Here is a 24,027-nt window from a genome sequence, read left to right as displayed (position 1 = left end):
TTCCACCGGCCCGGTCAGCCATGGTGGCGGCACACCCCAGGTGGTCAGCGCAAGACCTGGAGCCGCGCCACCAGCGGGTCCGTAAGCAGGGTGGACTGGGCCACGCTGAGGTGCGAGGCGTCCCGATAGCGCAGCAGGTCACCCGCGTGCGTCGCGCAGACGCCATCGGGGCAGAGCTGCGCCCAGGTGTCCCACTCCGCCACCGCGGCGCCTTCTCCTGCATCGGCGCGCGCAGAGGCGACGCCGGCAGAAGGGGCACCTGCCGAGGCGACGGCCTCCCGGACGGCGGACCGCGCCATGCCCTGCTGGGCCTCGGCGTCGGCAACCGTCATCGACGATCGGCAGGATCCGGTCAGGACGCCGACCGTCGTGCAGGCATCGGGCGTCCAGGCGTGCGCGCCCACCCACTTGGGCGTGCTCTGGACGACCAGGACCCGGTGGCCCGCGGCGCGCAGGCTGCGGATGGTCCGAGCGAGTCCCTCCCTCAGCGCGACGCCCTTGGCCGCCGCGTCGTGGCTCAGGGCGCCGCCCGACGGGCCCATCGCGATCTCGGGCTTGTCCCCGTGCACGTCGCTGTTCGCGAGCACGATCGTGCCCGGTCGAACCGTTGAGGCCGCGGTCAGGGTCTCCTGGACGTAGCGGGCACAGGCGGCATTGCGCGACGCCCACTCGGGGCGGTCGTCGAGGAATGCCACGTCCAAGAACGGACAGGCGTTGGTCGTCGCGACCGTCACCGGTCGACCGAGCACGCGCCCGGCCCCGATGACCGCCTCACTGAAGTGGTCGGCGTTGCTGTCGCCCAGGAGATAGAGCGGCGCGCCGGGCGCTTCGACGCCCCAGGTGCACTCCGGGCCTACCTGCGCCAACGGCACCCGCTGGTCACACCCGCGCTCTCGACCCGCATGCGGCGTCGCCACCGCGTCGACGTACTGCCGCACCGTCGGCGACCACCAGCCGCGGCCGCTCCCGACGTACAGTCCTGCCGCCAGCAGGACCGGGGGGACGGTCGCGACCGCGATCGTCCGCGCGAGGCGTCGCCCCCCGAGCCGGGGATCGCGCCGCAGGGGTTGCTCGAGGAGGCGGTACGACGCGACGGCCGGGAGCACCGACAACACGGCGGCGACCAGGCTGGCGCCGGTGCGATGCGGCCACAGCATCGTGGCCGCCACGACGAACGGCCAGTGCCAGAGATAGAGCGAATACGACCAGTTCCCCACCGTCACAGCCGCCGGCGTAGACAGGGCGAGGGTGACGATGTTGCGTGCTCCGCGGGCGTCGGCCCCGGCCGCGATCACGGCGGCCGTGCCCAGCACCGGCAGCAGCGTGACCGGACCCGGCCACGGCGTGCCCGCGCCGATGACCCCCAGCGACAGCAGCACGGCCGCCATGCCGAGCGCGCCGAGGAGGGTGGCCGCCGAACCGCGGCCGAGAAGGCGCGGCACAGGGGTGAGCGCCACCAGCGCTCCGACGGCGAACTCCCACGCCCGGGTGAACGGGCTGTAGAAGCCGAGGAGGACATCGGGGCCCGGCGCGGGCCGGCCGGAGGCGCCCCACAGTGCCGCGGCGAACGACAGCGCCCCGACCACCCCGACGGCGACCACGCCCCCGCGCCGGCCGAACCGCCCCGACCCTGCACGACGGACGTCGCCCCGCGGGCCCACCCAGGCGAGCGCGAGCAGCGCGGGGAAGAACACGTAGAACTGTTCTTCCACCGACAGCGACCAGGTGTGCAGCAGCGGGTTGGTCTCGGCGGGCGCGTCGAAGTAGCCCGCCCGTGGTGGCGGCGATGACGAAGTTCGCGACGAGCAGCACGGCCCCCAGACCCGTCTGGGCCGCCACGGCCTGAGTTCCGAAGGGGCCGAGCAGGGCCGCCGACATCAGCATCGTCACGGCCAGCATGAGCGCGAGGGCGGGGGTGAGCCGCTTGAACCGGCGCAGGTAGAACCGCCGGAATCGGATCCGGCCGTTGGCCGCCAGCTCGCGGACCAGCATGGCCGTGATGACGTACCCCGAGATGACGAAGAAGACGTCCACCCCGGCGAAGCCTCCGGGAATGGGCAAACCCGCGTGGTAACCCATCACCGCCAGGACGGCCAGCGCCCGCAGCCCCTGGACGTCCGGCCGGCGCGCGCCGGGTTCACCCGCGGCGTTCGCCAGTTCCGCCTCGGCCCGCACCGAACTCGTCATGGATGACCCTCCAGGCCGTGGGTCCCCTCCCCGCTCACATGAAAAGTGCTGTGCGCGAATGGAATCGGGGTCTCGACTGGCGGCACTCTAACCCCGGGGGATGCGCGAGCCAGCGGGGCGACACGCTGCGCGGGGCACGGACGCTCGGCGTCCGCACAGCCGCCGGCCGCCGCCGCTCTGGCCGGTCAGTGGGCGCGCAGCCAGACGGCCAGCGCCGAGTGGTCGGTGAGCCCCTGCTCGCGAGGATGGTGGTCGATCTGCGCGGCGAGCACGTCCAGGCCCCGCCCCAGCGCGTGGTCGTAGCGGCACCCCACCCCCGAGTGATCCACCCACGTCACATGGCTGCCGCCGGTCGACGGGATGCCGCCGGTTCCGGGGCAGCCGCCGGTTCCGGGGTTGCCAACCGTCCTTGGACTGCCACGCGTCCCGCTGCTGCCACCCGCCCCGCCGCCACCTAACGCGGCGACGCGGTAGGCGTCGACGAGCCCGGCGGCGATCAGCCGCTCATAGGCGTCCCGCTCCTCCAGCAGAACGTAGGGCAGCCCCTCCCGGTCGTCCGGGTCGACGATGTTGAGGTCGCCGGCCACCAGCAGCGGCCCCGGATCGGCCGCGGCCGCTTCGGCCAACCCCACGAAGTCCCGCAGCCAGGCGCGTTTGCGCTCCCGCTGCGCGGCGGAGCTGTAGCGGACCGGGTCGCTGGCGGCGCCGTACACCCCGATGACGACGACCGGCCCCGCCGGCACCCGGACCACCCGCGGGCCGGACGGGTACGCCGCCGCGCCCACCGAGAGGCCGGGGTCGCGGACCACGACCGCGACCCCGCGGTCCCGCCCCTGCATGGGGGCGACGGCGACCACGTACCCCGCCGCGCGACAGACCTCCAGCACCAGCCGGGATCCCTCGCCGCGGCTCACCTCGCTCAGCACGAGGACCTGCTCGTCGCGGGCCCAGAGGTACTCCAGCAGGCCCCGCGCCGCGGCCGGGGTCGGCGCCGCGAGGTTCAGCGCCAGGACGCCGAGGTCAGTCGCCACGCCTCACCGCCTCGGCGCGCCTGGCCGCGACGCCGCGCCGGACCGCCTCACCTGCCGCCGGCCGTTCCCCGCTGGTCAGGACGCCGCGCACTGGAAGGACGCGGCGGTTGTCGGGTCGCCCCCGACGTACCGCGGCCAACTCGGCCACGCACACAGGGGGCGCGTCCGCAGGGCACCGGTCCCGTTCCGGTCCCCGACCACCTGCGGCCCGGGCGGGGTCACGTTCTCGACCCACGCGGTGAGCGCCGCCAGCGAGTCCCATTGGGCGGTGAACCGGTTGCTCACGGCGTGCCCGTAGCCGGGGATCTCGTAGTACCGCAGGAAGCCCGCCGTCGTCGCGGCGCCGAGGCGGTCGGTCACCCGCCCGACGAAGGCCTGGCTCGCCCGGTTGCTGACCAGCGCGTCGTGGACGCCGTGCGCCATCAGGATCTTGCCGCCGCGGGCCGCGAAGGCCCCGAGGTTAGCGATGTTGTCGCTGGTCACCTCGCCGATCGCGGAGACCTCCTGGATGCGGCGCTGCCAGCGGCCCGGCGCGGCCGGATCGAGCCACAGCGCGTCGAACGCCGGGTCGCGCGTCACCAGGTGGCGCACGAACTCGTCCCAGAACGTCGAGCCGTACGGCGGGTTGGTGCCCGCCGGGCCGACGACGGGCATGGGGGAGACGGGCTGCTTGGTCCCGAGTGCCAGGTCGGTGACCACCGCGGCGACGGGGGTCGCGGCCTTGACGCCGAAGTCGGTGCCCCAGGTCGTGAAGCCGGGATAGGACCGCTCCCCCGAGGCCAGGCGGTAGCCGTAGTCCAGCGGCGCGTTGATGACCTCGAAGGACTCGATCTTCGCGTCGGAGAGGCAGCCGGGTCCGCGGTCCTTCCCGGCCGGGCAGCGCAGCCGGGTCTGGCCGACGCGCGCCTTGGTCGGGTCGAAGACCTGGTCGCAGCGCTTCTGGTTGGACACGATCCCGTCGCTGAGCCCGTCCAGGCCATCACAGGTCGCCAGGACGGCGTCCAGAAGCAGCTGTCGATCCTGCTGGGTGGGGTAGGCGCCGGGCTTGGCGAGCTGGCGGGTCATCTCGCCGAACTTCAGGTCCAGGGAGATGGCGTCCCAGGCCGGATAGAGGACGATGGCGCCCTCGTAATCGCCCGGCCAGCGACTAACCGCCAGCAGCGCCTCGCGGCCGCCGGTGGAGCCGCCGGCGACGTACCGGAACGTCGGCCCGGCGCCGTACCGCTGCTTGACCAGCGCCTGCGCGACGTCGTTGGTCTTCTTGAGTGCGTCCCCGCCGAAGTTGCGCAGCGCCTCGTCATTACGGCCGAACGAACCGTCGCGGCTGCCCGCGGGGCCGGCCTGGTGGCCGGAGTCAGAACCGTACGTCGCGTAGCCGGCGGCCAGCGGAGTGGGCACCGTCGGGGACCCGGCGGGGACCTGTCCGTCGCCTCGGGCGATGGTCCCGTTGTAGCCGCCCCCGCCGAACAGCATGGTGCGGCCGTTCCACGCGGCGGGCAGGTTGACCTGGAACTGGATCGCCGGCGCCGCCGGGTCGACGGGGTGGATGGCGCCGAGGACCCGGCAGTACTCGGGCTGCGTCGCGGTCGCCGCCACCACCTCGGCCGAGCTCACCCGCGCGCCCGTCGTGGGCAGGCCGATGCGGTCGGCGGGGACGCTGGCGCCCCGCAGGTCGGCGCACGGCACCGGCAGTCCGGCGGCTCCCGCTGGCGCATTCGCGGCGAGCGCTGGGTTCGTCACGGTGACGGCCGGGGCGGCGACGAGGGCGGCCGCGGCCGCCAACGACAGCACACGATTCGGGCGCATGGCGGGCCTTTCGGCGGTCGGGAGGCAGGGCGCCGGGTGCGCGCGTTGCCAGGGGTGGTGCCGGCGATGCGGGGCTCTGCGTGGTGCGGGCTCTGCGTGGTGCGGGGTGTGGCCAGCGAGCCTAGGGCGCAAGGGGACCCGCGGCAATCGCTGCCTCGCGCAGCACCGCCGCGACCTCGTCGCGATGGGTGAGCGGCGCCAGGTGCGAGGCCCGCGGGATGATCCGGACGCGGCCGTCGCGGCACGCGCGCGCGTAGCGCCTGATGTCGATGCGCAGCTGGTCGAACTGGCCCGCCACCAGGTACGCCGGGCAGGTCACCTCGGTGAGCTGGTCGGCGCGGGCCTCCTCGACGACGGCGGCCCAGGCCTGCGGCGTCACGGCGTACCCGGTCGCGTCCGGGATGTCGTGCGCCGCCAGCCCCAGCCGGCGCAGCGTCGCATTGGCCAGCACCGCCATCCGCTCCGCGCCGACGATCGGGAGCAGGCGAGCGAAGCCCAGGTAGGTGTGCACGAGCAGCGGGTGCCGGGAGGGGTCCGCCGTGGCCCCGATGATCACCAGTCCGGCCAGCGCGCGGGGGTGGCGGTGCGCGTACGCCGCCGCGACGTACCCGCCCAGGCTGTGCCCGGCCAGAACCACCGGACGGCCCCGCGCGCCCGGCGCCGCCAGCGCCTCCTTGACCACGGCCAGCGCCGCCTCGGAGCTGTACGGCTGCCCGGCCCTGGTGCCGTGCCCCGGCAGGTCGAGGGGCACCAGGTCCGCCTCGGGGATCCGCTCGGCGTAGCCGTCCCACTCGCGGGCGTCGAAGCGTGTGCCGGGCAGCAACACGAGGAGCGGCCGAGGGGTCACGCCGCCCACGCTAGTGCGCGCCCGCAGCCTGCCGGGCGGTCGCGTCGAGGAACGCGGGCCAGTGGTCGTACCGGCGTACGCCTTACCGGGCCTACGCCCTATCGGGCTACGCCTTACGGGGCCTGCCCTGCCTTCGGAATACCCCACGGGGGTATGGTGTTGGCCGGATACCCGTCCGAATGGAGCCCTTCCATGATCGCCCACTCCGACGCCCACGCCGCGGCGCCCGTCGCCGACCCGCAGCTCGTCGGCCCCGCAATCGACGACTCCAGCACTGTCGACCCGGGCTACATGCGCCACAAGCAGGACTACCTCAAACGGCTGCGGCGCATCGAGGGCCAGGCCCGCGGGCTGCAGCGGATGGTCGAGGAGGAGAAGTACTGCATCGACATCCTCACCCAGATCTCCGCGATGACCCGCGCCCTGCAGTCGGTGTCGCTGGGGCTGTTGGAGGACCACCTCGGCCACTGCGTCCTCCACGCGGCCGCCGCGGGCGGTCCCGAGGCCGAGGACAAGATCGCCGAGGCCGCCGAGGCCATCGCCCGATTGGTGCGCTCATGACGACCGTCGAGACCGGTGAACGCCACGTCGAGCTCGCCATCGGCGGCATGACCTGCGCGTCGTGCGCCAACCGCATCGAACGCAAGCTCAACAAGGTCGATGGCGTGACCGCCACGGTCAACTACGCCACCGAGAAGGCCACGGTCAGCTACCCCACCGGGCTGACCCCGGCTCAGCTCGTCGAGGTCGTGGAGCAGGCCGGGTACACCGCGCACCTCCCCGCGGCGAAACCGGCCGGCGAGGCATCGGTCCCGCCCGCCGACGGCGCGGCCGAGGCGGTACCAGGCGGCGACAGCGCCGCGGCCCCGGACCGCGACGAGCTGGCGGCCCTGCGTCAGCGACTGATGGTCTGCCTGGTCTTGAGCGTCCCGGTCATCGCGATGGCGATGATCCCGCCGCTCCAGTTCACCTCGTGGCAATGGCTGTCCCTCACGCTGGCCGCGCCCGTCGTGGTCTGGGGCGGCCTGCCGTTCCACCGGGCGGCGTGGGTCAACCTGCGCCACGGCGCCACGACCATGGACACGCTGATCTCGGTGGGGACGCTGGCCGCGTTCGGATGGTCCCTGTATGCGCTGTTCTTCGGCACCGCGGGCGAGCCGGGGATGCGGCACGCGTTCGAGTGGACCGTGCACCGGGGCCACGGCGCCGGCAACATCTACCTGGAAGCCGCGGCGGGGGTCACCACCTTCATCCTCGCCGGCCGCTACTTCGAGGCCCGCGCCAAGCGCCGCTCCGGCGCCGCGCTGCGCGCCCTGCTCGACCTCGGGGCGAAGGAGGCCACGGTCCTGCGCGACGGGGTGGAGACGCGCGTCGGGGTCGACCAGCTGGTGGTCGGCGACCGGTTCGTCGTCCGTCCCGGGGAGCGGATCGCCACCGACGGCGTCATCGTTGAGGGCACCTCGGCGGTGGACGCGTCGATGGTCACCGGCGAGTCGGTGCCGGTGGACGTCGGGCCCGGTACGCCGGTCGTGGGCGCCACCGTCAACGCCGGCGGACGCCTGGTCGTCGAGGCGACTCGAGTCGGCGCCGACACCCAGCTCGCCCAGATGGCCCGCCTGGTCGAGCAGGCGCAGACCGGCAAGGCCCAGGTCCAACGGCTGGCGGACCGGATCTCGGGGATCTTCGTACCGGTCGTCATCGCGTTGGCGATCGCGACGTTCGTGGTCTGGCTCGCGATCGGCGGCGGTCCCGCCGCCGCGTTCACCGCGGCCGTCGCAGTCCTCATCATCGCCTGCCCCTGCGCGTTGGGCCTGGCCACGCCCACGGCCCTCATGGTGGGCACGGGTCGGGGCGCCCAGCTCGGTCTGCTCATCAAGGGCCCCGAGGTGCTGGAGTCCACCCGCCGCATCGACACGATCGTGCTCGACAAGACCGGCACGGTCACGACCGGCGAGATGACGCTGATGGACGTCGTGGCGGCCGAGGGCGAGGACGCCGAACGCGTCCTGCGCCTGGCCGGCGCGGTGGAGCACGCCTCCGAACACCCCATCGCCGCCGCCGTGGCGCGGGGGGCGACCGAGCGGGTGGGCGCCCTCGCCCCGGTCCGCGACTTCGCGGCCGTGGCCGGCCTGGGCGTGCGCGGCACGGTCATCGAGGGCGCCGACGAGCCCGCGACGGCGTACGACGTGCTCCTGGGCCGTCCCGAGTTCCTGGCGACGCACGCGATGACGCTCGACGCGCGACTTCAGGGAGCCTTCGACGAGGCGACCGCGAAGGGCCACACGGCGGTCGCGTTCGGCTGGGACGGCCGAGCGCGCGGGGTGCTCACCGTCGCCGACGCGATCAAGCCGACGTCGGCGGAGGCCGTCCGTCGACTGCGCGGGCTGGGACTGACGCCGGTCCTGCTCACCGGCGACAACGCGGCGGTCGCCAGGACCGTCGCGCAGGCCGTCGGGATCGATCCCGGACCCGACACGGTCATCGCCGGGGTACTGCCCCAGGACAAGGTCGACGTCGTCGCGCGCCTGCAACGCGAGGGCAAGACCGTGGCCATGGTCGGGGACGGCATCAACGACGCGGCGGCGCTGGCGCAGGCCGACCTGGGGCTGGCCATGGGCACCGGCACCGACGTGGCGATCGAGGCCTCGGACCTGACCCTGGTGCGCGGCGACCTGCGGGCCGCCGCGGACGCGATCCGGCTCGCCCGGCGCACCCTGGCCACGATCAAGGGGAACCTGTTCTGGGCCTTCGCCTACAACGTGGCGGCGCTCCCGCTGGCCGCGGCGGGCCTGCTCAACCCGATGATCGCCGGCGCGGCGATGGCCTTCTCATCGGTGTTCGTGGTGACCAACAGCCTGCGGCTGCGCGGCTTCCAACCCTCTTACCGCTGAGGTACGACTGGGATGCATCTTGATGTCACCCCTCGTCTGCATCATGATGGTCTTGTGCGTACAACGTTGACCCTCGAACCAGACGTCCAACGCCTCGTCGAAGACGAGATGCACCGCCGCCGTGCCGGGATGAAGACGGTGGTGAACGAAGCGCTTCGCCAGGCGCTGACGAGCAGGCTTCCTGTGGCCGACTACGAGCCACCCGTTCACCACAGCGGGCTCGCGCCCGGGGTGGACCCGCTGCGCCTCAACCAGCTGGCCGACGAGCTGGAGGACGAGGAGCTGACGGCGAGACTGTCGATGTCGAGGGGTCTCACGACGTCGTGATCATCCCCGACACGAACCTCTTGCTCTACGCCACCGTGGACGCGTTTCCCGTCCATGACCAGGTCCGGACCTGGTGGCGATCTGTGTTGCGAACCACCGAGGAGGTGGGGATCGCACCAGTCTGCGGCATGGCCTTCATCCGCATTGCGACACGACGGGGGGTCCTCGCGGAACCTATGACCGTCAGTTTCGCCGTCGCTGCGGTCCGCAGCTGGCTGTCCCTGCCCCAGGTCCGCGTCCTGCCCGCGGATGGCACGCACTTCGCCTCGGCAATGGCGCTCGTCGAAGCGACCGGTGCGGCCGGAAACCTCACGACGGACGCGCAGATCGCCGCGCACGCCTTAGCGCTCGACGCGACTGTCGCCACTAACGACTCGGACTTTGCCCGTTTCCCAGGCGTCAGGATGATGAATCCGGTCCGAGGGTGATTCCCCGGGAGTCCGCGGTGTGATCCGGCATCGGCGGCTAGCGTGAACGGCACGCCCTGCGGGCCGCGCTGATCGCCGGCCGGCTACGGCGTCCCGCCCCCGCCGCCCGACGGGTGGCCCGCCGAGCTGCACGAGGAGCTGCGCGACCCGCAGCCCGGACCGGAAGAGGACGCGCGCGATGAAGTACATCCCCGAGCCGTTCAAGATCAAGATGGTCGAACCCATCCGGATGACGACCGAGGCGGAGCGCCGGGAGAAGATCGCCGCCGCGCACTACAACGGGTTCGCGCTGCGCGCCGAGGACGTCTACATCGACCTGCAGACCGACAGCGGCACCGGCGCGATGAGCGACGGGCAGTGGGCGGCGATGCTGCGCGGCGACGAGTCGTACTCCGGTGGCCGCAGCTACTACCAGCTCATCGACACCGCGCGCGCGATCTTCGACTACGAGTGGATCCAGCCCGTCCACCAGGGCCGCGCCGCCGAGAAGGTGCTGTTCCCGGTGCTCATCGAGCGGCCCGGCCAGCACGTCATCGCCAACACCTTCTTCGACACCACCCGCGCCCACGTCGGCCTCGCCGGCGGCCACCCGATCGACTGCGTCTGCCCCGAGGGTCTCGACTCCGGCCTCGATGCGCCGTTCAAGGGGAACATGGACGTCGCGGGCCTGGAGCGACACATCGCCGAGCTGGGCGTCGACAGCGTCGCCGGCATCGTCATGACGATCACCAACAACTCGGTCGGCGGCCAGCCGGTCTCGATGGCAAACATGAAGGCCACCGCCGAGGTCGCGCAGCGCCACCGGATCCCGCTCGTCATCGACGCCGCCCGGTTCGCCGAGAACGCGTTCTTCATCAAGGAGCGCGAGGCCGGCTACGCCCAGCGGACCACCCACGAGATCACCCGCGAGTTCTTCGCGTGCGCGGACATCTTCACGATGAGCGCGAAGAAGGACGCGATCACCAACATGGGCGGCCTTCTCGGGGTACGCGAGGAGGGCGAGCACGTCCCGGACGTGAAGAGCCTGGTCATCTCCTCGGAGGGGTACGTCACGTACGGCGGCCTGTCCGGGCGCGACCTCGCCGCCCTGGCCGTGGGCCTGGAGGAGGGCCTCAACGAGGACTACCTGCGCTATCGGGTCGGCCAGGCCCGCTACCTCGCCGATCGCCTCGACGAGATCGGCGTCCCCTACCAGCGGCCCGCCGGCGGGCACGCGGTCTTCGTCGACGCGGGCAAGCTGCTGCCGCACATCCCGTGGCACCAGTTCCCGGGGCATGCGCTGGCGGTCGAGCTGTACGTCGAGGCCGGCATCCGGTCCTGCGACATCGGCAGCTTCCTCATGGACCGCGACCCCGGGACGGGTGAACCGCAGCAAGCACCCCTGGAGTTCACCCGACTCGCGATCCCCCGCCGCGCATACACCCAGGGCCACCTCGATGTCATCGCCGAGGCGCTGAGCGAGGTCAAGCAACGCGCCGATCAGGTCAAGGGCTACGAGATCACCTGGGAGCCCAAGGTGCTGCGCCACTTCACCAGCAAACTACGCACCGTGGGCTGAGTGCCTCGGACACCCTACCGTTACGTCGGCGGCCCGGTGGCGCTCGGAAGAATCCACTAACGGTACGCGTGAGCGCGATGGTCGACGCGCACGATCCGCACCACAGCGTCGGCTTCGTCGACAGCGATCAAGATCCGGTAATCCCCGTTTCGGGCCCCTCGCAGCTGGGAGAGCTCTCCCGTCAGCCGCTTGCTCAGCCGCACCGGATTGATCGCCAGGCGCTCGTCAACATAGGTCATGACCGCTAGGGCCACCTTGAGGGGCAGCCTCGCCATATCCCTGCGGGCAGGCGGGGTCCACTCGACGCGATACGACATGCTAGGGCGCGGCGGGTAGCCCGAGGTCTCTGCGCAGCTCCTCGCTGCTCATGGTCTCGCCCAGGGACACGGCTCGCTCCGCCTCGGCGAGAGATTCTCGGAGCCCGGGTCGGCTCAGCCAGTACATCGTCTCGTGCAGGGATTCGAGGTCGTCGGCCGACATCAGCACCGCGGCTGGGCGCCCGTGTCGCGTGATAGTCACGATCTCGTGGGTCTCATCGACGTCATCGATGAGACCCGAGAGCTTGTCCTTTGCTTCGGATAGGGAAACACTCCGCATCGCTCGAGTCTAGCTCGTGACATAGCCGATGACTAGCCAGAAGTCTGGCTAGTCATCGGCTGGATGGGTAGCGTCAGACCACGCGGGCGCTGAGCACTCCCTCGAGGGCCCGGATGCGGTCGACGAGATCGGCGGGTACGCCGTTGTCGAGGTCGACCAGCGTCACGGCCAGGTCGCCGCGCGAGGCGTTGAGCATGTCGGCGATGTTCAGGCCGGCATCCGCCACCGTGGTCGTCACCCGGCTGACGATGTTCGGCACGTTGCTGTTGGCGATGACCACGCGGGTCGTGCCCTCCGCCCGGGGCAGCCGGGCGTTGGGGAAGTTCACGCTGTTGCTGATCTCCCCCTTCTCCAGGAAGTCGCGCAGCTCGTCGGCGGCCATCGCGGCGCAGTTGTCCTCGGCCTCGGCCGTGGACGCGCCGAGGTGCGGCAGCGCGAGCACCTTCGGGTGCCGGTTGAGTTCCGGCGCGGGGAAGTCACAGATGTAGTTGCGCAGGTGGCCGGCGTCGAGCGAGGCCACCACGGCGGCCGTGTCGACGATGCCGCCGCGGGCGAAGTTGAGCAGCACGGACCCGGGCCGCATCATCGCCAGTCGCTGCGTGTTGACCAGACCCTTCGTCGCCTCGATCAGCGGCAGGTGCAGGGTCAGCACGTCCGCCGCGCGGAAGACGTCGTCGATGGACTCGGCGCGCTCGACGCTGGCGGAGAGCTGCCAGGCGTGCCGCACGGTGATCTGGGGGTCGTAGCCGACGACCTTCATGCCCAGCGCCAGGCCGGCGTTCGCGACCTGGACCCCGATCGCGCCGAGGCCGACGACGCCCAGCGTGCGACCCGGCAGCTCCCACCCGGCGTACTTCTTCTTGTTCGCCTCGACGACCTTGTCCATCTCGGCCTCGTCCATCGTGCCGTCCTCGGGAGCGAGGTCCCGGACGAACGAGGCGGCGGCGAACAGGTTGCGGGCCCCCATGAGCGCCCCGGCCAGCACGAGCTCCTTGACCGCGTTGGCATTCGCGCCGGGGGTGTTGAACACCGGGATGCCGCGGGCGGAGTACTCGGCGATCGGGATGTTGTTGGTGCCGGCGCCGGCGCGGGCGACCGCGAGCACCGACTCGGGGATGGGCTGGCCGTGCAGGTTGGCCGAGCGCAACAGCAGCGCGTGCGGCTCCTCGACGGCGTTGCCGACCTCGTAGGTGTCGGAGGGCAGGCGGGACAGTCCGCTGGGGCTGATCGCGTTCAGGGTCTGGATGCGGTACGTCATGGCGACGGGAGCGCTGGGGAAAGGGCCGCCCTCAGGCCCGGGTGCGCTCGAACTCCTTCATGAAGTCGATGAGGGCCTGGACACCTTCCATGGGCATCGCGTTGTAGATGCTCGCGCGCATCCCGCCGACGGACCGGTGCCCCTTGAGGTTCGTGAGCCCGGCCGCCTGCGCCTGCGCGAGGAAGTCGCCGTCGAGGTCTGGGTTCGCCAGGATGAACGGCACATTCATCCACGAGCGGCTGTCGACCGCCACGGGATTGCGATAGAAGTCCGAGCCGTCGATGGCGGCGTACAGGGCCTGCGCCTTGGCGCGGTTGCGCTCGCCCATCGCGGCCAGACCGCCGTCCCCGTGGATCCACTCCAGGATCAGCCCGAGCAGGTAGATCCCGAAGGTCGGGGGCGTGTTGAGCATGGAGTCGTTCTCGGCCATCTGCTGCCAGTCCAGGATGGACGGCGTGCTCGGCCGGGCCCGACCGAGCAGGTCGCGGCGGACGACGACCACGCACAGGCCGGCGGGCCCCATGTTCTTCTGCGCGCCCGCGTAGATGACGCCGAACCGGTCCACGTCGATCGGCCGGGACAGGATCGTGCTCGACATGTCCGCGACCAGCGGCACGTCGCCGGTCTGCGGGACGTAGCCGAATTCCACGCCGCCGATGGTCTCGTTGGGGGTGTAGTGCAGGTACGTCGCGCCCGGGCTCACGGCGTACGATCCGGCGGCCGGCGTCGTCGTGTAGTTCGACGCCTTCTCGTCCGCGACGACCGTCACGTCGATCTCCTGGCGCTTGGCCTCGGCGAGCGCCTTCTTGGACCACGAGCCGGTGTTGATGAGGTCGATCGAGTCGCCGGGAGCGGTGAGGTTCATGGGGATCGCCGCGAACTGCCCACTGGCTCCGCCCTGCAGGAAGAGGACGGCGTAGTCGTCGCCGATGCCCATCACCGTGCGCAGGAGCTGTTCGGCCTGAGCCGCGCACGCCACGAAGGCCTTCCCCCGGTGACTCACCTCCGTCACGGACATCCCGGAGCCCTGCCAGTCGATCAATTCGGACTGGGCCCGCTCCAGGACGGGCAGGGGGAGCATCGCGGGACCGGCGGAGAAGTTGTAGACGCGCACGCTGGGATTCTTTCACGCCCCGGCAGGCCCGAATCGCCACGACCACCGGGGAACTGGCAGGTCAGGCGATCGCGTGATGAGGCTCACAGGATGGGGTCGCCGCCACCGCCGCCGTCCGCCCTGCCGATTCCGCCGCCGATCCCACGGCCGACCAGGGCCATGGTGAGGGCGAACCGCCGGTCCGGATCTTCCAGCGCCGACCCGAAGACCTTGCGGAGTTCGGCGAGTCGGTAGCTGACCGTCTGCGGATGCACGCCCAGGGCCCGTCCGGTCGCGAGGCGGTCGCCGTGCTGCAGCAGCCAGGTCCGCAGGGTCTCGGCCAGCACCTCGCGTCGGGCCGGCGCGACCTCGCCCAGCGGTCCGAGCTGGCTGTCGACCAGGCCCGACAGGAGCCGTCGATCCGCATGCAGCACGAGCAAGGGCAGGTGGGTCGTGGCGGACACGACGGCGCGGTCGGGGACCAGGCCGCGGATCGCGAGCCGCCGCACCGCCCGCGCATGCGCCAGCGACACCGGCGCCTCGGCGAGCGGCCGGATCGTCCCCAGGTAGGCGCGGGGTCCCTCCGGCCGCAGTTCCTCGATCCGCTGCGCGCAGGCCTCGACCGCCCACTCGGGCAGGACCGCGTGCCACTCGTCGCCCCGGTCGGTGACCAGCACATCCGGGTGCAGAATCGGCACCGCCGCCGCGGGCCCCTCGCCGCGCCGGACGAAGACCGCGACGGCGGCAGCGGCCGGCACGGCCCACTCGGCGCGACTGGCCAGCTCGGCGACCCGTGGCGCGGCGGTCCCCGACTCGCCGGCGAGGAGGGCGTCCGCGAGCTCGCGACGCAGCAGGTCGCGCTGCGACGCCCTGGTGAGTTGCGCCTGCGCGAACCCCATGGCGCTGGTGGTGGAGAGCTCGTCGATGTAGACGAAGATCGCCTCGGCGAGCCGCACCGTGGTCACCTGGGAGACGTGGTGCGCGAGCGCCGCCTGAGAGAAGAGCCGCCAGGCGCCCCGGGCGCCGTCCCGGTACGCCGCGAGGAGCGTCGCCATGGACCGCCCCCGCCGATCCTCCCTGGCGCCGAACGAGGCGAAGACTCCGGCGAGCTCATCGTCGAGTGCCGGGAGATCGGAGCCCAGGAGGTCCAGGAACCGGGTGAGCGCATCCTGGATGCCCCCGCGCATCCCCTGGCCGTATCGGCCGGTCAGATCGGCGCCGAGGTCGGGATAGCGCCGAGCGATGTCCTCGATGGTGTGGTCCACCAACGCGGGCAGGACAGGCTTTAGCACCGCGGCTATCCCCGGATCGATCGTTTTCCAGGGACGATCGGATTCGGTTATCACCTGGTGATAATTGCAGCCGGACAGGTCCGTGCCAACCGCTCTTCACCCATCCGCCGATGCCCCTGAGACTGAAGAAGACTCGTTACCGCCCCGGGGCGAGCCGTCAGCGATCGACAGGCGCCGCCATGAGCACACCAGACCAACGGTCCCTCCCGTCCCCCGCCACCGCGGGGCCCCGTCGCGCGAACCCCCCGACCATCATTCAGGGCGGCATGGGCGTGACCATCTCCGGCTGGCGACTGGCGAAGGCCGTCGCCCGCACCGGCCAGCTCGGTGTCGTCTCAGGCACCGCCCTGGACGTCGTCTGCGCGCGCCGCTTGCAGGACGGCGACCCCGGCGGCCACGTCCGCCGCGCGTTGGCCGCCTTCCCCGTCCCCGAGATCGCGGCCCGCGTCCTGGAGACCTACTTCGTCCCCGGCGGCATCGGCCCGGACGCCGCCTATCGACCCGTGCTGCGGCACACCCTGTCCTCGGCCCGGCCGCTCCAGGAACTCACGGTGGTCGCGAACTTCGTCGAGGTCTGGCTCGCCAAGGAGGACCACGACGGCGTCGTCGGCATCAACTACCTGCACAAGATCGACCTGCCGCTGCCGGCCTCCTGCTACGGCGCGCTCCTCGCCGGGGTCGACTACGTGTGCGTCGGTGCCGGCAGTCCCGCCGACATCCCGGAGCTGGTGCGCACCCTCGCCCGCCACGAGCCGGCGGTGCTGGACGTGCGGGTGGTCGGCGCCCGCGCCGACGTCCAGGTCCGCTTCGAACCCGCGGACATCATTCCGCTCCCGGCCGCGCCACCGCTCGCCGTGCCGCACATCCTCGCCATCGTGGCGTCCGTGGACCTTGCGGAGGCGCTGGCCGCCGATCCGCTGCTGCGGCCCGACGGGTTCGTCGTCGAGGGTCCGCTGGCGGGCGGCCACAACGCGCCGCCGCGGGGGCCCCGCGAAATGGACGAGCGCGGCCAGCCCGTTTACGGCAGCCGCGACGAGGTCGACGTCCGCCGGATCGTCGCGCTCGGCCTCCCCGTGTGGCTGGCGGGGGCGTGCGCGTCGCCAGCGGGCGTACGTCGCGCGCTCGAGCTGGGCGCCACCGGCGTCCAGGCCGGCACGCTCTTCGCCCTCAGCGACGAATCCGGCCTGGCGCTGCACCTCAAGGAGGCGGTCCGCGACCAGGTCGACCGGGGTGATCTGCAGGTCCGCGCCGACTGGCGGGTCTCGCCGACCGGCTTCCCGTTCCGGGTCGCCGAGCTGGCGGGCACCTGGACCGACCCCGCCGTGGCGGCGGACCGCCGGCCCGTGTGCGACCTGGGCTTCCTGCGCTCGGCGTACCTCGCACCCGACGGCAAGGTGGACTTCCGATGCCCGGCCGAGCCCGAACAGGCTTACCTGCGCAAGGGCGGCCGCGAGGCGAACCGAGCGGGCCGCGCCTGCCTGTGCAACGCGCTCCTCGCCGCCTGCGGGCTGGCCCAACGCCGCGGCGACGGACGCACCGAACCCGCCCTCGTCACCACGGGCGCGGACCTCACTCCCGTCGCGGAACTGCTGCGGGACAACGCGACCGGCTCGTACGCCGCCGCGGACGCCGTCCGCTATCTGCTGGCGGCCGGCTCCTAGAGTTGCGCCTGTGAGTGAGAGCAGCCTCGGCACGTCCCCACGATCCCCGGAAGGGCTGCGGCGCGCCCGCGCGCGCGACCCGCACGAGCGGCATCGCGTGGCGACGCCCCTGGAGCTGCTCTACGACCTCACCTTCGCGGTGGCGTTCGGGCAGGCGGGCGGGCTGTTCGCGCACGAGGTGATGCAGGGCCACCTCGCGACCGGCACGAAGGGTTATCTCATCGCGTCCTTCGCGATCCTGTGGGCCTGGACGAACTTCACCTGGTACGCCTCCGCCTTCGACCCCGACGACTGGCTCCACCGCCTCCTGACGACGGTCCAGATGATCGGGGTCGTGGTCCTCGCGCTGGGCATGGCGCCGTTCTTCCATTCCCTGACCGAGCCGCATCCCGACAACGCGCTGATGGTCGCGGGGTACGTCGTCATGCGGGTCGCGATGGTCGCCCAGTGGGCGCGGGTCGCCGCGCAGGATCCGGCGCACCGGCCGGTGGCGCTGAAGTTCGCCGGCTACATCCTCCTGGTCCAGCTCCTGTGGGTCGTCCTGCTCGTCGCCCAGACCAGTTGGACCGCCTTCGTAGTCGGGGCCGCGGCAGCGATGGTGGTGGAGGTGGGTACGCCGGTGCTGCTCGAGCGCCGCTACGGCACCCCGTGGCACCCCCATCACCTGGCGGAACGGTATTCGCTGCTCGCGATCATCACCCTCGGCGAGGGGCGTCATCGGCACGGTCGCCGCCCTGGCCAGCGCCCGTCGAAGAGCATGGCGGCTGGTCACGGGACGCCGTCCTCGTCGTTGTCGCCGGCATCGTCCTGACGTTCGGGATGTGGTGGAGTTACTTCACCGTCGATTTCGCGCGGGCTCTGGAGATTCGCCGCGACGCGCTCCCGGCCTTCATCCTCGTCCACCTCGTGGTCCTCACGGCCGTCGCGGCGACGGGGGCGGGGCTGCACGTGGCGGGTACGTGCTGTCCGGCGAGGCCACCATCGATGCGGCCACCTCGATCTGCGCGATCGCGTGGCCGGTATTCCTCTTCTACCTCGGGCTCTACGGTCTCTACACCTTCTTCGTGCCCGAGGCCGACCTGCGCCACATCGTGCTGGTCTCGCTCACCGCGGCGATCCTCATCGGGTCGGTACTGCTCGCCCGCGCCGGGGCGCCGCCCGCGGTGTGCCTGGCCGTGCTGATGACGTCCACCGTGCCGACGGTCGTGGGGTACGAGTGGTTCGGCCACGCTCACCAGCGCGCTCAACTCGACCGGCTGGCGGAGCGACACGAGGCCGCTGGCCGCGCCGAATCCTCGATGCACCGGGACTCAGGTCGCCAGCAGGGTGATACTCGACCGTAGGGTTCGATCACGCAGCCCGACCACGCTGGACTCTTGAAACGAGACCGGATGTCCGACGAAGCGATCGACGAGGCAACGAAAGACCAGCTCAGCGACCGGGACATGGCAAAGGTGACGTTGCGCGACGGCACCGTGGCGTGGACCCGGCCGCTCCGTCGGGACGACCGCGCCGCGTTGGCGGCGGAGTACCAGGCGCTCTCGCCGCACTCGCGCCGCCTCCGATTCCTCGCGAGTGTGCCGCAGCTCACAGACGCCATGCTGGACCGCCTGGTGGACGAGGTGGACGGCGTCGAACATGTCGCGCTCGTCATGGTCGTGGAGACGGCCGACGGCCCGCTCGACGTGGCCATCGGCCGCATCGTGCGGTATCGCGATCTCCCCGATGCCGCCGACGTCGCCGTGACCGTGAAGGACGCCTGGCAGGGCAAGGGGGTGGCGTCGGCCCTGCTGCCCCTGCTGGTGGAGCGCCGGCCGCCGGGCGTGACCTATCTGTTGACCGAGGTGGCCGCCGACAACCCGGCGTCCCTGGCAATGCTCCGCCGGATCGGCGAAACCCAAGCCCACGTCTCGGCGCCAGGCGTGCTCGATGTCGAGGTCAACCTGACCAATGACGGCATGCGACACCGCCCGCCCGCCGAGGGGGTGCGGCTGCACCCGGCACTCGACGTACCGCATGCCCGCTGCCGCGTCCGCCGCGGTGCCTCATAGGCGACCTCCCGCCGGAGGCGACCCACGTCGCGAGGCGGGCCGCCCACCGTCAGGGGACAGCCGGCCGCTTCGCGATCAGGCGTCGATCATGTCCCCGCTGAGGTACTCGGCGTAGGCCGGCAGGTCCAGCTGACCCGACCCGGACACCCCGATGAGGATCACCGGGGAACTGCCGTCGGCCGCCGCCGCGCGGGCCTGCTGCAGCGCACCGGCGATGGCGTGGTTGGACTCCGAGGCGGGCACGATGCCCTCGGCCCGGGCGAAGAGCACGCCCGCCTCGAAGGCCTCCCGCTGCTTGATGGCCACGGCGCGGATCATCTTCTCGTGGTAGCAGTGGCTGACCAGGGGCGCCATCCCGTGGTAGCGCAGGCCGCCCGCGTGCACCGGGTCGGGGACGAAGTCGCTGCCGAGGGTGTACATCTTCAGCAGCGGCGTCATGCCCGAGGAATCACCGAAGTCGTAGCGGTACTCGCCCTGGGTCAGCGACGGCGCGGCCGCCGGTTCGCACGCGACGATGTCGACCTTCGCCCGGCCCTCAAGGTTCTCCCGCAGGAACGGGAAGCTGAGCCCCGCCAGGTTGGAGCCGCCGCCGGCACAGGCGAACAGGTAGTCGGGCATCTCTTCGCCGAAGACCGAGAGCTGCTTGAGCGCCTCCTGGCCGATGACGGTCTGGTGGAGCGCCACGTGGTTGAGCACCGAGCCGAGCGCGTAGGAGGCGTTCGGGTCCTGGACGGCGAGTTCGATGGCCTCGGAGATCGCCATGCCGAGCGAGCCGGTCGTGCCGGGGAACTTGGCCTGCAGCGCCCGGCCCGCCTCCGTGGTGTCTGAGGGAGAGGGGGTGACGGTGGCCCCGAAGGTCCGCATGAGCAGGCTGCGGTACGGCTTGTTCTCGAAGGTGTTGCGCACCTGGAAGATGTCGCAGGTCATCCCGAAGACCTGGGTGGCGAAGGCGAGCGCGGCGCCCCACTGGCCGGCGCCCGTCTCCGTGGTGAGCCGGGTTTTGCCCTCGACCTTGTTGTAGTACGCCTGCGGCACCGCGGAATTCGTCTTGTGCGAGCCGACCGGGGACTCGCCCTCGTACTTGTAGTAGATCCGCGCCGTCGTGCCCAGCGCCTTCTCCAGCCGGCGCGCCCGGTGCAGGGGGGAGGGCCGCCACAACCGATAGATCTCCTGCACCGCCGCCGGGATCTCGATCCAGCGCTCCGTGCTCGCCTCCTGCGCGATGAGCCCCACCGGGAAGATCGCCGTCATGTCCTCCGGCGCCAACGGCTCCCTGGTGCCGGGGTGCAGGTGCGGCGCCGGCGGGGTCGGCAGGTCGGCGACGATGTTGTACCAATGCGTCGGGATGTCGGCCTCGCCGAGGAACACCTTGGTCGCCTCGGTCGTCGCGGTCTGCTCGTTGGCTGCGGTGGTCTGCGTCACGAGGGTCACTGTAGGACGAGGCGAGCCGGCGGCAACACCGTGGCGAGTTTCCCAACGAGTTCGGGGGCTAACTCGACACGGCTCGGCGCCCCGCGTAGCACGTTCCAGGTGGTACACAGTGTCGCCCGGTGCTGCACAGCCCGGGCCGCCCGCGAGCTACGGGTGCCCCCGGCGCCCGCCAAGCCATGAGCCAGCCATGCCCGAGCCATAACCGAGGCGGCGCCCACCCAGCCGTGACCCCAGGCGCACCCGCCATCCCGTGACCCAAGCGACCGTTCGTGACCTGCACAAAGGGTGCCATGGCACCAAAAGGGCAGGTCACGAACGGTCGGCCTGTGGATAAATCGGACCGCAGCGGGCTAGACCTCCTGGAACAGGCTGTACGGCGTGATCCGGCGGATCCGCGAGGCCCGCGCCACGATCAAGGCCGCCGCGAGGCCGACGATCCCGAGGACGAGCGCGGTCACGACGTACGGCTCCAGCGTCATCGACAAGGTCCGGATTCCCGCGCCGCGCAGCAACCCGACGAGCGCCGGTTCGACGAGCACCAGGCCGAGCGCGGCACCGACCAGAGCGCCGACCACGACGACGGGCAGGTAGGTCATGACGGTCTGCCCCACGAGTTGCCGCGTCGTGAACCCCAGCGCCTTGCGCACCCCCAGCGAGCGCCGGGTACGCACGATCATCGTGGCCGTGACCAGGCCCATCACCAGGGCGATCACCACGCCGGTGCCCGTCAGGATGCCGACGGCAAGGTAGCCGCACATCTCGATGTAGACGTCCATCTGGCTCGCCAGGAACTCGGCGGAGTCGTTGACGGCCGCGATCTGGGGGGCGCTGGCGGGGTCCAGCGCGGCCCGGAAGTCGCCGACCGAGGTGCCCTGGTTGAGATAGACGTTGAGGTAATCGGGCTGGTAGGCGGGGATGAGCCGCCGGTAGCCGTCGGTCGTCAGGTCGGCCTTCATGCCCATGAAGTTGATCGTGGAGAGCAGGCCGGTCACGACGAACGACCGCTTCGCCCCGCCCACCTCCACCGCGACGGTGTCGCCGATGGCGCGCCCGAGCCGCTCGGCCGCCCGCCCGCCGAGGGCGATCTCGTTGTCGTGGCGGGGTTCCCGGCCGGCGTAGATCGAGCTGTAGTCCTGCCGCGCGAAGTCCTCGGTGACGGCCAGCTGGAGCGGCACGCCCTCGGCGGAGACCCCGCGGTTGTCGTAATAGAACGCCTTCCGCACGCCCTGCGTGGCCGCCACCTGCCGCAGCAGGTCCGCGCGGGTCGCCGCGTCCCGGGGCCTGCTCCGGTCGGCGGCCAGCTGCACCTGCACCGGCGGCATGTCGCCGATCATCAAGTGCGTGAACGCATCCCGGCTGCCGAGCACGTTGGTGTAGAGCCCGGCCGAGAACATCCCGGCGAAAGTCACCAGCGCGATGACCGCGGCGACCATGACGTTCTGCGAGGCGTGCTGGACGGCCTGCTTGAGCCCGAGCAGCGCGCCGAGGGGGCCGCGGGTCGTGGCGAGCGGGAAGACCGTACGCCGGAAGCTGTGCGCGCTCTCCCCGCCACGCACGGCCTGCACCGGCGTCACGCGGCGGACCTTTCGGGCCGCCAGCAGGGCCGTTCCCGCCGCCACGGCGACGAGGAGCAGCACCGCCGAGGCCGCCCCGAGCGCGCTGACGCCGGGCGCCCAGCGGATTCCGGTCTGGGCGATGAGGGAGTCGCGGAGGCCGGGCAGCACGGCGTACGACGTGGCCACCCCGACGACGGACCCGACCAGCGCGGTCGCGACCATGGGCAGGGCGATCCCCCACAGGGACTGCGCGGCGGTGCACCCGGTCGCGGCGAGCGTCCCGATGCCGGTCATGTCCTGCAGCACCGCGGTGCGGATGACGAAGCGGACGACGACCACCACGACCAGGGCGATGAGGATCGCGAACGCGACGAGGCTGGCGGCGTAGATGCCGGGGCCGGTCATGGCCGCGACCTCGACCAGGTCGTAGGGATCGCTCCACAGGGCAGGGGGCTCCAGGCCACGGGCGACGTACTCGGCCTTCACCTGGTCCGTCGCCGCCGTCGCGACGGCGGCCGCCTGGGCGACCTCCGGGAGCCGGACCTCCAGGATGCTGCCTGCAGCAAGCGGGTCGGCGCCGGCGCCCAGCGCGTCGAGCTGGTCGGCCGTGACGCCGAGCCCGGAGAAGCCCATGGTCATCATGCCGAAGTACGGGTTCTCGTAGAACCCCTTGACCTGGAAGGTGCGCGCGCCCGCGGCGGTGGTAACGCGGAAGTCGTCCCCGAGCCGGTAGCCGCCGCCGACCTTGAAGACGTACGGCAGCCAGACCGGGTTGGGATAACTGCGGTCTGCCTGCTCGACGATGTCCGACCGGCCGAGGTCGGTGGCGGTGTCAGGGACGAAGAAGACGAGGTTGGTGGGGGTGGTACCGCCGTTGTACGTGATGCTCCCCCAGGTCTCGCGCGAGGGACGCTCGTCGACGCGGGCGACGCGCTCATCCGCGCGCAGGTGGCCGGCCATGGAGGCCAGGGCGGCGCGGTCGGTGCCGTGAACCTGCAGTTCGGCGGTGTCGAGGCGGTGGGCGACGCCGCGTTGGGCGGCCGGGTAGTCCGTGGCGCAGATGACGCCGAGGTTGACCATCATCGCGGCCAGGGCCACGAGCAGCAGAGTGGTGACGAGCTGGAGGCGCTGACGCCGTACGGTCCGGCGCGCGAGCAGCAGGACGGTGGCCATCGGCGGGTCACCAGCCCATCTCGGCGAGGAAGCCGGCCAGCTGGTCCTGGCGGGAGGCGTCCTCGGCGGCGTACCGGGGCAGCGTCAGCTCGCCGACGATGCTGCCGTCGCGCAGATAGAGGATCCGGTCGCCCCGCAGCGCCGAGCGCAGGTCGTGGGTGACCATGACGATGCTCTGCCCGTCGCGGTGCAGCATCGTGAGCAGGTCGAGCACCCGCTGGCCGAACTCGGAGTTGAGCTGGCCGGTCGGCTCGTCGGCGAACAGCACGGCCGGCTCGTTGATCATCGCCCGCACGACGGCGGCCCGCTGCGCCTCGCCGCCGGAGATCATGCTGGGGAACTTGTTCCGGGTCGCCTCGTCCAGCCCGACCCGGTCGAAGAGGTTGGCAGCCCGGCGGCGTACGTCGTGGCGCCGTCCCGTCAGCAGCCCCACCGCCAGCACGTTGTCCTGGAGGGACAGGGCATCGAGCAGGTGGATCTGCTGGAAGACGAACCCGCACCGACGCCGCCGGAAGACGGCGAGGCGGTCCGGGGAGTACCGCGAGATGTCCTCGCCGTCGAAGGTGATGGTGCCCAGCGTCGGGGCGTCCATGCCGGAGAGGGCGTAGAGGAGCGTGGACTTGCCCGCGCCCGAGGGGCCCATGATGACGGTGAAGTCGCCGGCGCGGATCTCCAGGTCGAGGTTGCGTAGGACGTGCTGCTGTACGCCCCCGTGCGAGAACGTCTTCGAGAGGCGCATGGCCTCGATCACCAACTCGCGCCGCGTCGCCGCTGCGCGCCCGGGTGTGTCGGCCTGCGTCTGCGTGCTGCTCATGTCCTCACGGTAGGAAGCGGCCCTGA

At 71.8% G+C, this 24,027-nt stretch carries 19 protein-coding genes and 2 pseudogenes; 8 read left to right on the top strand and 13 right to left on the bottom strand.

The features are described from left to right. Positions 1-44 precede the first annotated feature (44 nt). The 5 genes and pseudogenes from IPK37_10065 to IPK37_10045 all read right to left on the bottom strand — a co-directional run bounded on the left by IPK37_10065 (position 45) and on the right by IPK37_10045 (position 5,898). The gene (locus IPK37_10065; GenBank protein QQR99412.1) at positions 45-1,712 is read right to left on the bottom strand and encodes an acyltransferase; all 1,668 of its coding nucleotides are present in this window, start codon (positions 1,710-1,712) and stop codon (positions 45-47) included. A gap of 136 nt (positions 1,713-1,848) precedes the next feature. Next, positions 1,849-2,187 (bottom strand): annotated as a pseudogene (locus IPK37_10060) (acyltransferase). Positions 2,188-2,372: 185 nt separating this feature from the next. Beyond that, positions 2,373-3,218: an endonuclease/exonuclease/phosphatase family protein gene (locus IPK37_10055; protein ID QQR99411.1), complete on the bottom strand. Its 846-nt coding sequence runs from the start codon at positions 3,216-3,218 to the stop codon at positions 2,373-2,375. Between the two features lie 75 nt (positions 3,219-3,293). Further along, the gene (locus IPK37_10050) at positions 3,294-5,024 is read right to left on the bottom strand and encodes a tannase/feruloyl esterase family alpha/beta hydrolase (GenBank protein QQR99410.1); all 1,731 of its coding nucleotides are present in this window, start codon (positions 5,022-5,024) and stop codon (positions 3,294-3,296) included. Positions 5,025-5,145: 121 nt separating this feature from the next. Further along, positions 5,146-5,898 (bottom strand): alpha/beta hydrolase, encoded by a 753-nt coding sequence (locus IPK37_10045; GenBank protein ID QQS02794.1) that lies wholly within the window; start codon positions 5,896-5,898, stop codon positions 5,146-5,148. A gap of 264 nt (positions 5,899-6,162) precedes the next feature. Here IPK37_10045 and IPK37_10040 point away from each other — a divergent pair, with 264 nt between their 5' ends. The 5 genes from IPK37_10040 to IPK37_10020 all read left to right on the top strand — a co-directional run bounded on the left by IPK37_10040 (position 6,163) and on the right by IPK37_10020 (position 11,075). Continuing rightward, on the top strand, positions 6,163-6,432 hold the full coding sequence (locus tag IPK37_10040; protein QQS02793.1) for a metal-sensitive transcriptional regulator: 270 nt from the start codon (positions 6,163-6,165) through the stop codon (positions 6,430-6,432). Continuing rightward, a complete protein-coding gene (locus IPK37_10035; protein QQR99409.1) occupies positions 6,429-8,762 on the top strand; it encodes a copper-translocating P-type ATPase in 2,334 nt (777 codons plus the stop codon). Before IPK37_10040 ends, IPK37_10035 begins: the two co-directional genes overlap by 4 nt. Before the next feature lie 54 nt (positions 8,763-8,816). Beyond that, positions 8,817-9,089 carry an antitoxin gene (locus tag IPK37_10030; protein QQR99408.1) on the top strand — a complete coding sequence of 91 codons (273 nt, stop codon included), beginning with the start codon at positions 8,817-8,819 and terminating at the stop codon, positions 9,087-9,089. Beyond that, complete coding sequence (locus IPK37_10025; GenBank protein ID QQR99407.1) at positions 9,086-9,517, top strand: PIN domain-containing protein; 432 nt, start codon at positions 9,086-9,088, stop codon at positions 9,515-9,517. Before IPK37_10030 ends, IPK37_10025 begins: the two co-directional genes overlap by 4 nt. A 178-nt stretch (positions 9,518-9,695) precedes the next feature. Next, positions 9,696-11,075 carry a tryptophanase gene (locus IPK37_10020; GenBank protein ID QQR99406.1) on the top strand — a complete coding sequence of 460 codons (1,380 nt, stop codon included), beginning with the start codon at positions 9,696-9,698 and terminating at the stop codon, positions 11,073-11,075. A 56-nt stretch (positions 11,076-11,131) separates the two neighbouring features. On the opposite strand, the gene IPK37_10015 is transcribed toward IPK37_10020, so the two are convergent. From IPK37_10015 to IPK37_09995, 5 genes are all read right to left on the bottom strand, one after another. Continuing rightward, positions 11,132-11,392, bottom strand: a complete 261-nt coding sequence (locus tag IPK37_10015) for a type II toxin-antitoxin system RelE/ParE family toxin (GenBank protein QQR99405.1) — start codon at positions 11,390-11,392, stop codon at positions 11,132-11,134. Between the two features lies 1 nt (position 11,393). After that, positions 11,394-11,672 (bottom strand): type II toxin-antitoxin system Phd/YefM family antitoxin, encoded by a 279-nt coding sequence (locus IPK37_10010; GenBank protein ID QQR99404.1) that lies wholly within the window; start codon positions 11,670-11,672, stop codon positions 11,394-11,396. A gap of 73 nt (positions 11,673-11,745) precedes the next feature. Next, positions 11,746-12,930, bottom strand: coding sequence for a phosphoglycerate dehydrogenase (locus tag IPK37_10005; GenBank protein ID QQR99403.1), 1,185 nt, complete (start codon positions 12,928-12,930; stop codon positions 11,746-11,748). A 31-nt stretch (positions 12,931-12,961) separates the two neighbouring features. After that, complete coding sequence (serC, locus tag IPK37_10000) at positions 12,962-14,044, bottom strand: 3-phosphoserine/phosphohydroxythreonine transaminase (GenBank protein QQR99402.1); 1,083 nt, start codon at positions 14,042-14,044, stop codon at positions 12,962-12,964. A gap of 83 nt (positions 14,045-14,127) precedes the next feature. After that, positions 14,128-15,315 (bottom strand): helix-turn-helix domain-containing protein, encoded by a 1,188-nt coding sequence (locus IPK37_09995; protein QQR99401.1) that lies wholly within the window; start codon positions 15,313-15,315, stop codon positions 14,128-14,130. A gap of 179 nt (positions 15,316-15,494) precedes the next feature. Between IPK37_09995 and IPK37_09990 the strand changes: the two genes are divergently transcribed. The 3 genes and pseudogenes from IPK37_09990 (at position 15,495) to IPK37_09980 (ending at position 19,027) form a co-directional block, all read left to right on the top strand. Next, positions 15,495-16,976 (top strand): nitronate monooxygenase, encoded by a 1,482-nt coding sequence (locus IPK37_09990; protein ID QQR99400.1) that lies wholly within the window; start codon positions 15,495-15,497, stop codon positions 16,974-16,976. A gap of 55 nt (positions 16,977-17,031) precedes the next feature. Next, positions 17,032-18,319: pseudogene (locus IPK37_09985) on the top strand (low temperature requirement protein A). A 48-nt stretch (positions 18,320-18,367) separates the two neighbouring features. Continuing rightward, on the top strand, positions 18,368-19,027 hold the full coding sequence (locus tag IPK37_09980) for a GNAT family N-acetyltransferase (protein QQR99399.1): 660 nt from the start codon (positions 18,368-18,370) through the stop codon (positions 19,025-19,027). 75 nt (positions 19,028-19,102) lie between these two features. Here IPK37_09980 and IPK37_09975 read toward each other — a convergent pair whose 3' ends face one another. From IPK37_09975 to IPK37_09965, 3 genes are all read right to left on the bottom strand, one after another. Beyond that, positions 19,103-20,449: a TrpB-like pyridoxal phosphate-dependent enzyme gene (locus IPK37_09975; protein QQR99398.1), complete on the bottom strand. Its 1,347-nt coding sequence runs from the start codon at positions 20,447-20,449 to the stop codon at positions 19,103-19,105. A gap of 359 nt (positions 20,450-20,808) precedes the next feature. After that, positions 20,809-23,187 (bottom strand): FtsX-like permease family protein, encoded by a 2,379-nt coding sequence (locus IPK37_09970; protein ID QQR99397.1) that lies wholly within the window; start codon positions 23,185-23,187, stop codon positions 20,809-20,811. A 7-nt stretch (positions 23,188-23,194) separates the two neighbouring features. Further along, a complete protein-coding gene (locus IPK37_09965; GenBank protein QQR99396.1) occupies positions 23,195-24,001 on the bottom strand; it encodes an ABC transporter ATP-binding protein in 807 nt (268 codons plus the stop codon). Between the last annotated feature and the right edge of the window lie 26 nt (positions 24,002-24,027).

This window comes from Austwickia sp. (assembly GCA_016699675.1).
Taxonomy (GTDB): Bacteria; Actinomycetota; Actinomycetes; order Actinomycetales; family Dermatophilaceae; genus Austwickia.
The sequence above is the reverse complement of the archived record's forward strand: the minus strand, read 5'-3'. Positions and strand labels throughout refer to the sequence as shown.

Excerpts from the sequence above, each read along its gene's own strand:
- IPK37_10005 (QQR99403.1), bottom strand. The coding sequence starts at position 12,930 with ATGACGTACCGCATCCAGACCCTGAACGCGATCAGCCCCAGCGGACTG.
- IPK37_09965 (QQR99396.1), bottom strand. The coding sequence starts at position 24,001 with ATGAGCAGCACGCAGACGCAGGCCGACACACCCGGGCGCGCAGCGGCG.
- IPK37_09990 (QQR99400.1), top strand. The coding sequence starts at position 15,495 with ATGAGCACACCAGACCAACGGTCCCTCCCGTCCCCCGCCACCGCGGGG.
- IPK37_10035 (QQR99409.1), top strand. The coding sequence starts at position 6,429 with ATGACGACCGTCGAGACCGGTGAACGCCACGTCGAGCTCGCCATCGGC.
- IPK37_10040 (QQS02793.1), top strand. The coding sequence starts at position 6,163 with ATGCGCCACAAGCAGGACTACCTCAAACGGCTGCGGCGCATCGAGGGC.
- IPK37_10015 (QQR99405.1), bottom strand. The coding sequence starts at position 11,392 with ATGTCGTATCGCGTCGAGTGGACCCCGCCTGCCCGCAGGGATATGGCG.
- IPK37_09980 (QQR99399.1), top strand. The coding sequence starts at position 18,368 with ATGTCCGACGAAGCGATCGACGAGGCAACGAAAGACCAGCTCAGCGAC.
- IPK37_10050 (QQR99410.1), bottom strand. The coding sequence starts at position 5,024 with ATGCGCCCGAATCGTGTGCTGTCGTTGGCGGCCGCGGCCGCCCTCGTC.
- IPK37_10010 (QQR99404.1), bottom strand. The coding sequence starts at position 11,672 with ATGCGGAGTGTTTCCCTATCCGAAGCAAAGGACAAGCTCTCGGGTCTC.
- IPK37_10020 (QQR99406.1), top strand. The coding sequence starts at position 9,696 with ATGAAGTACATCCCCGAGCCGTTCAAGATCAAGATGGTCGAACCCATC.
- IPK37_09970 (QQR99397.1), bottom strand. The coding sequence starts at position 23,187 with ATGGCCACCGTCCTGCTGCTCGCGCGCCGGACCGTACGGCGTCAGCGC.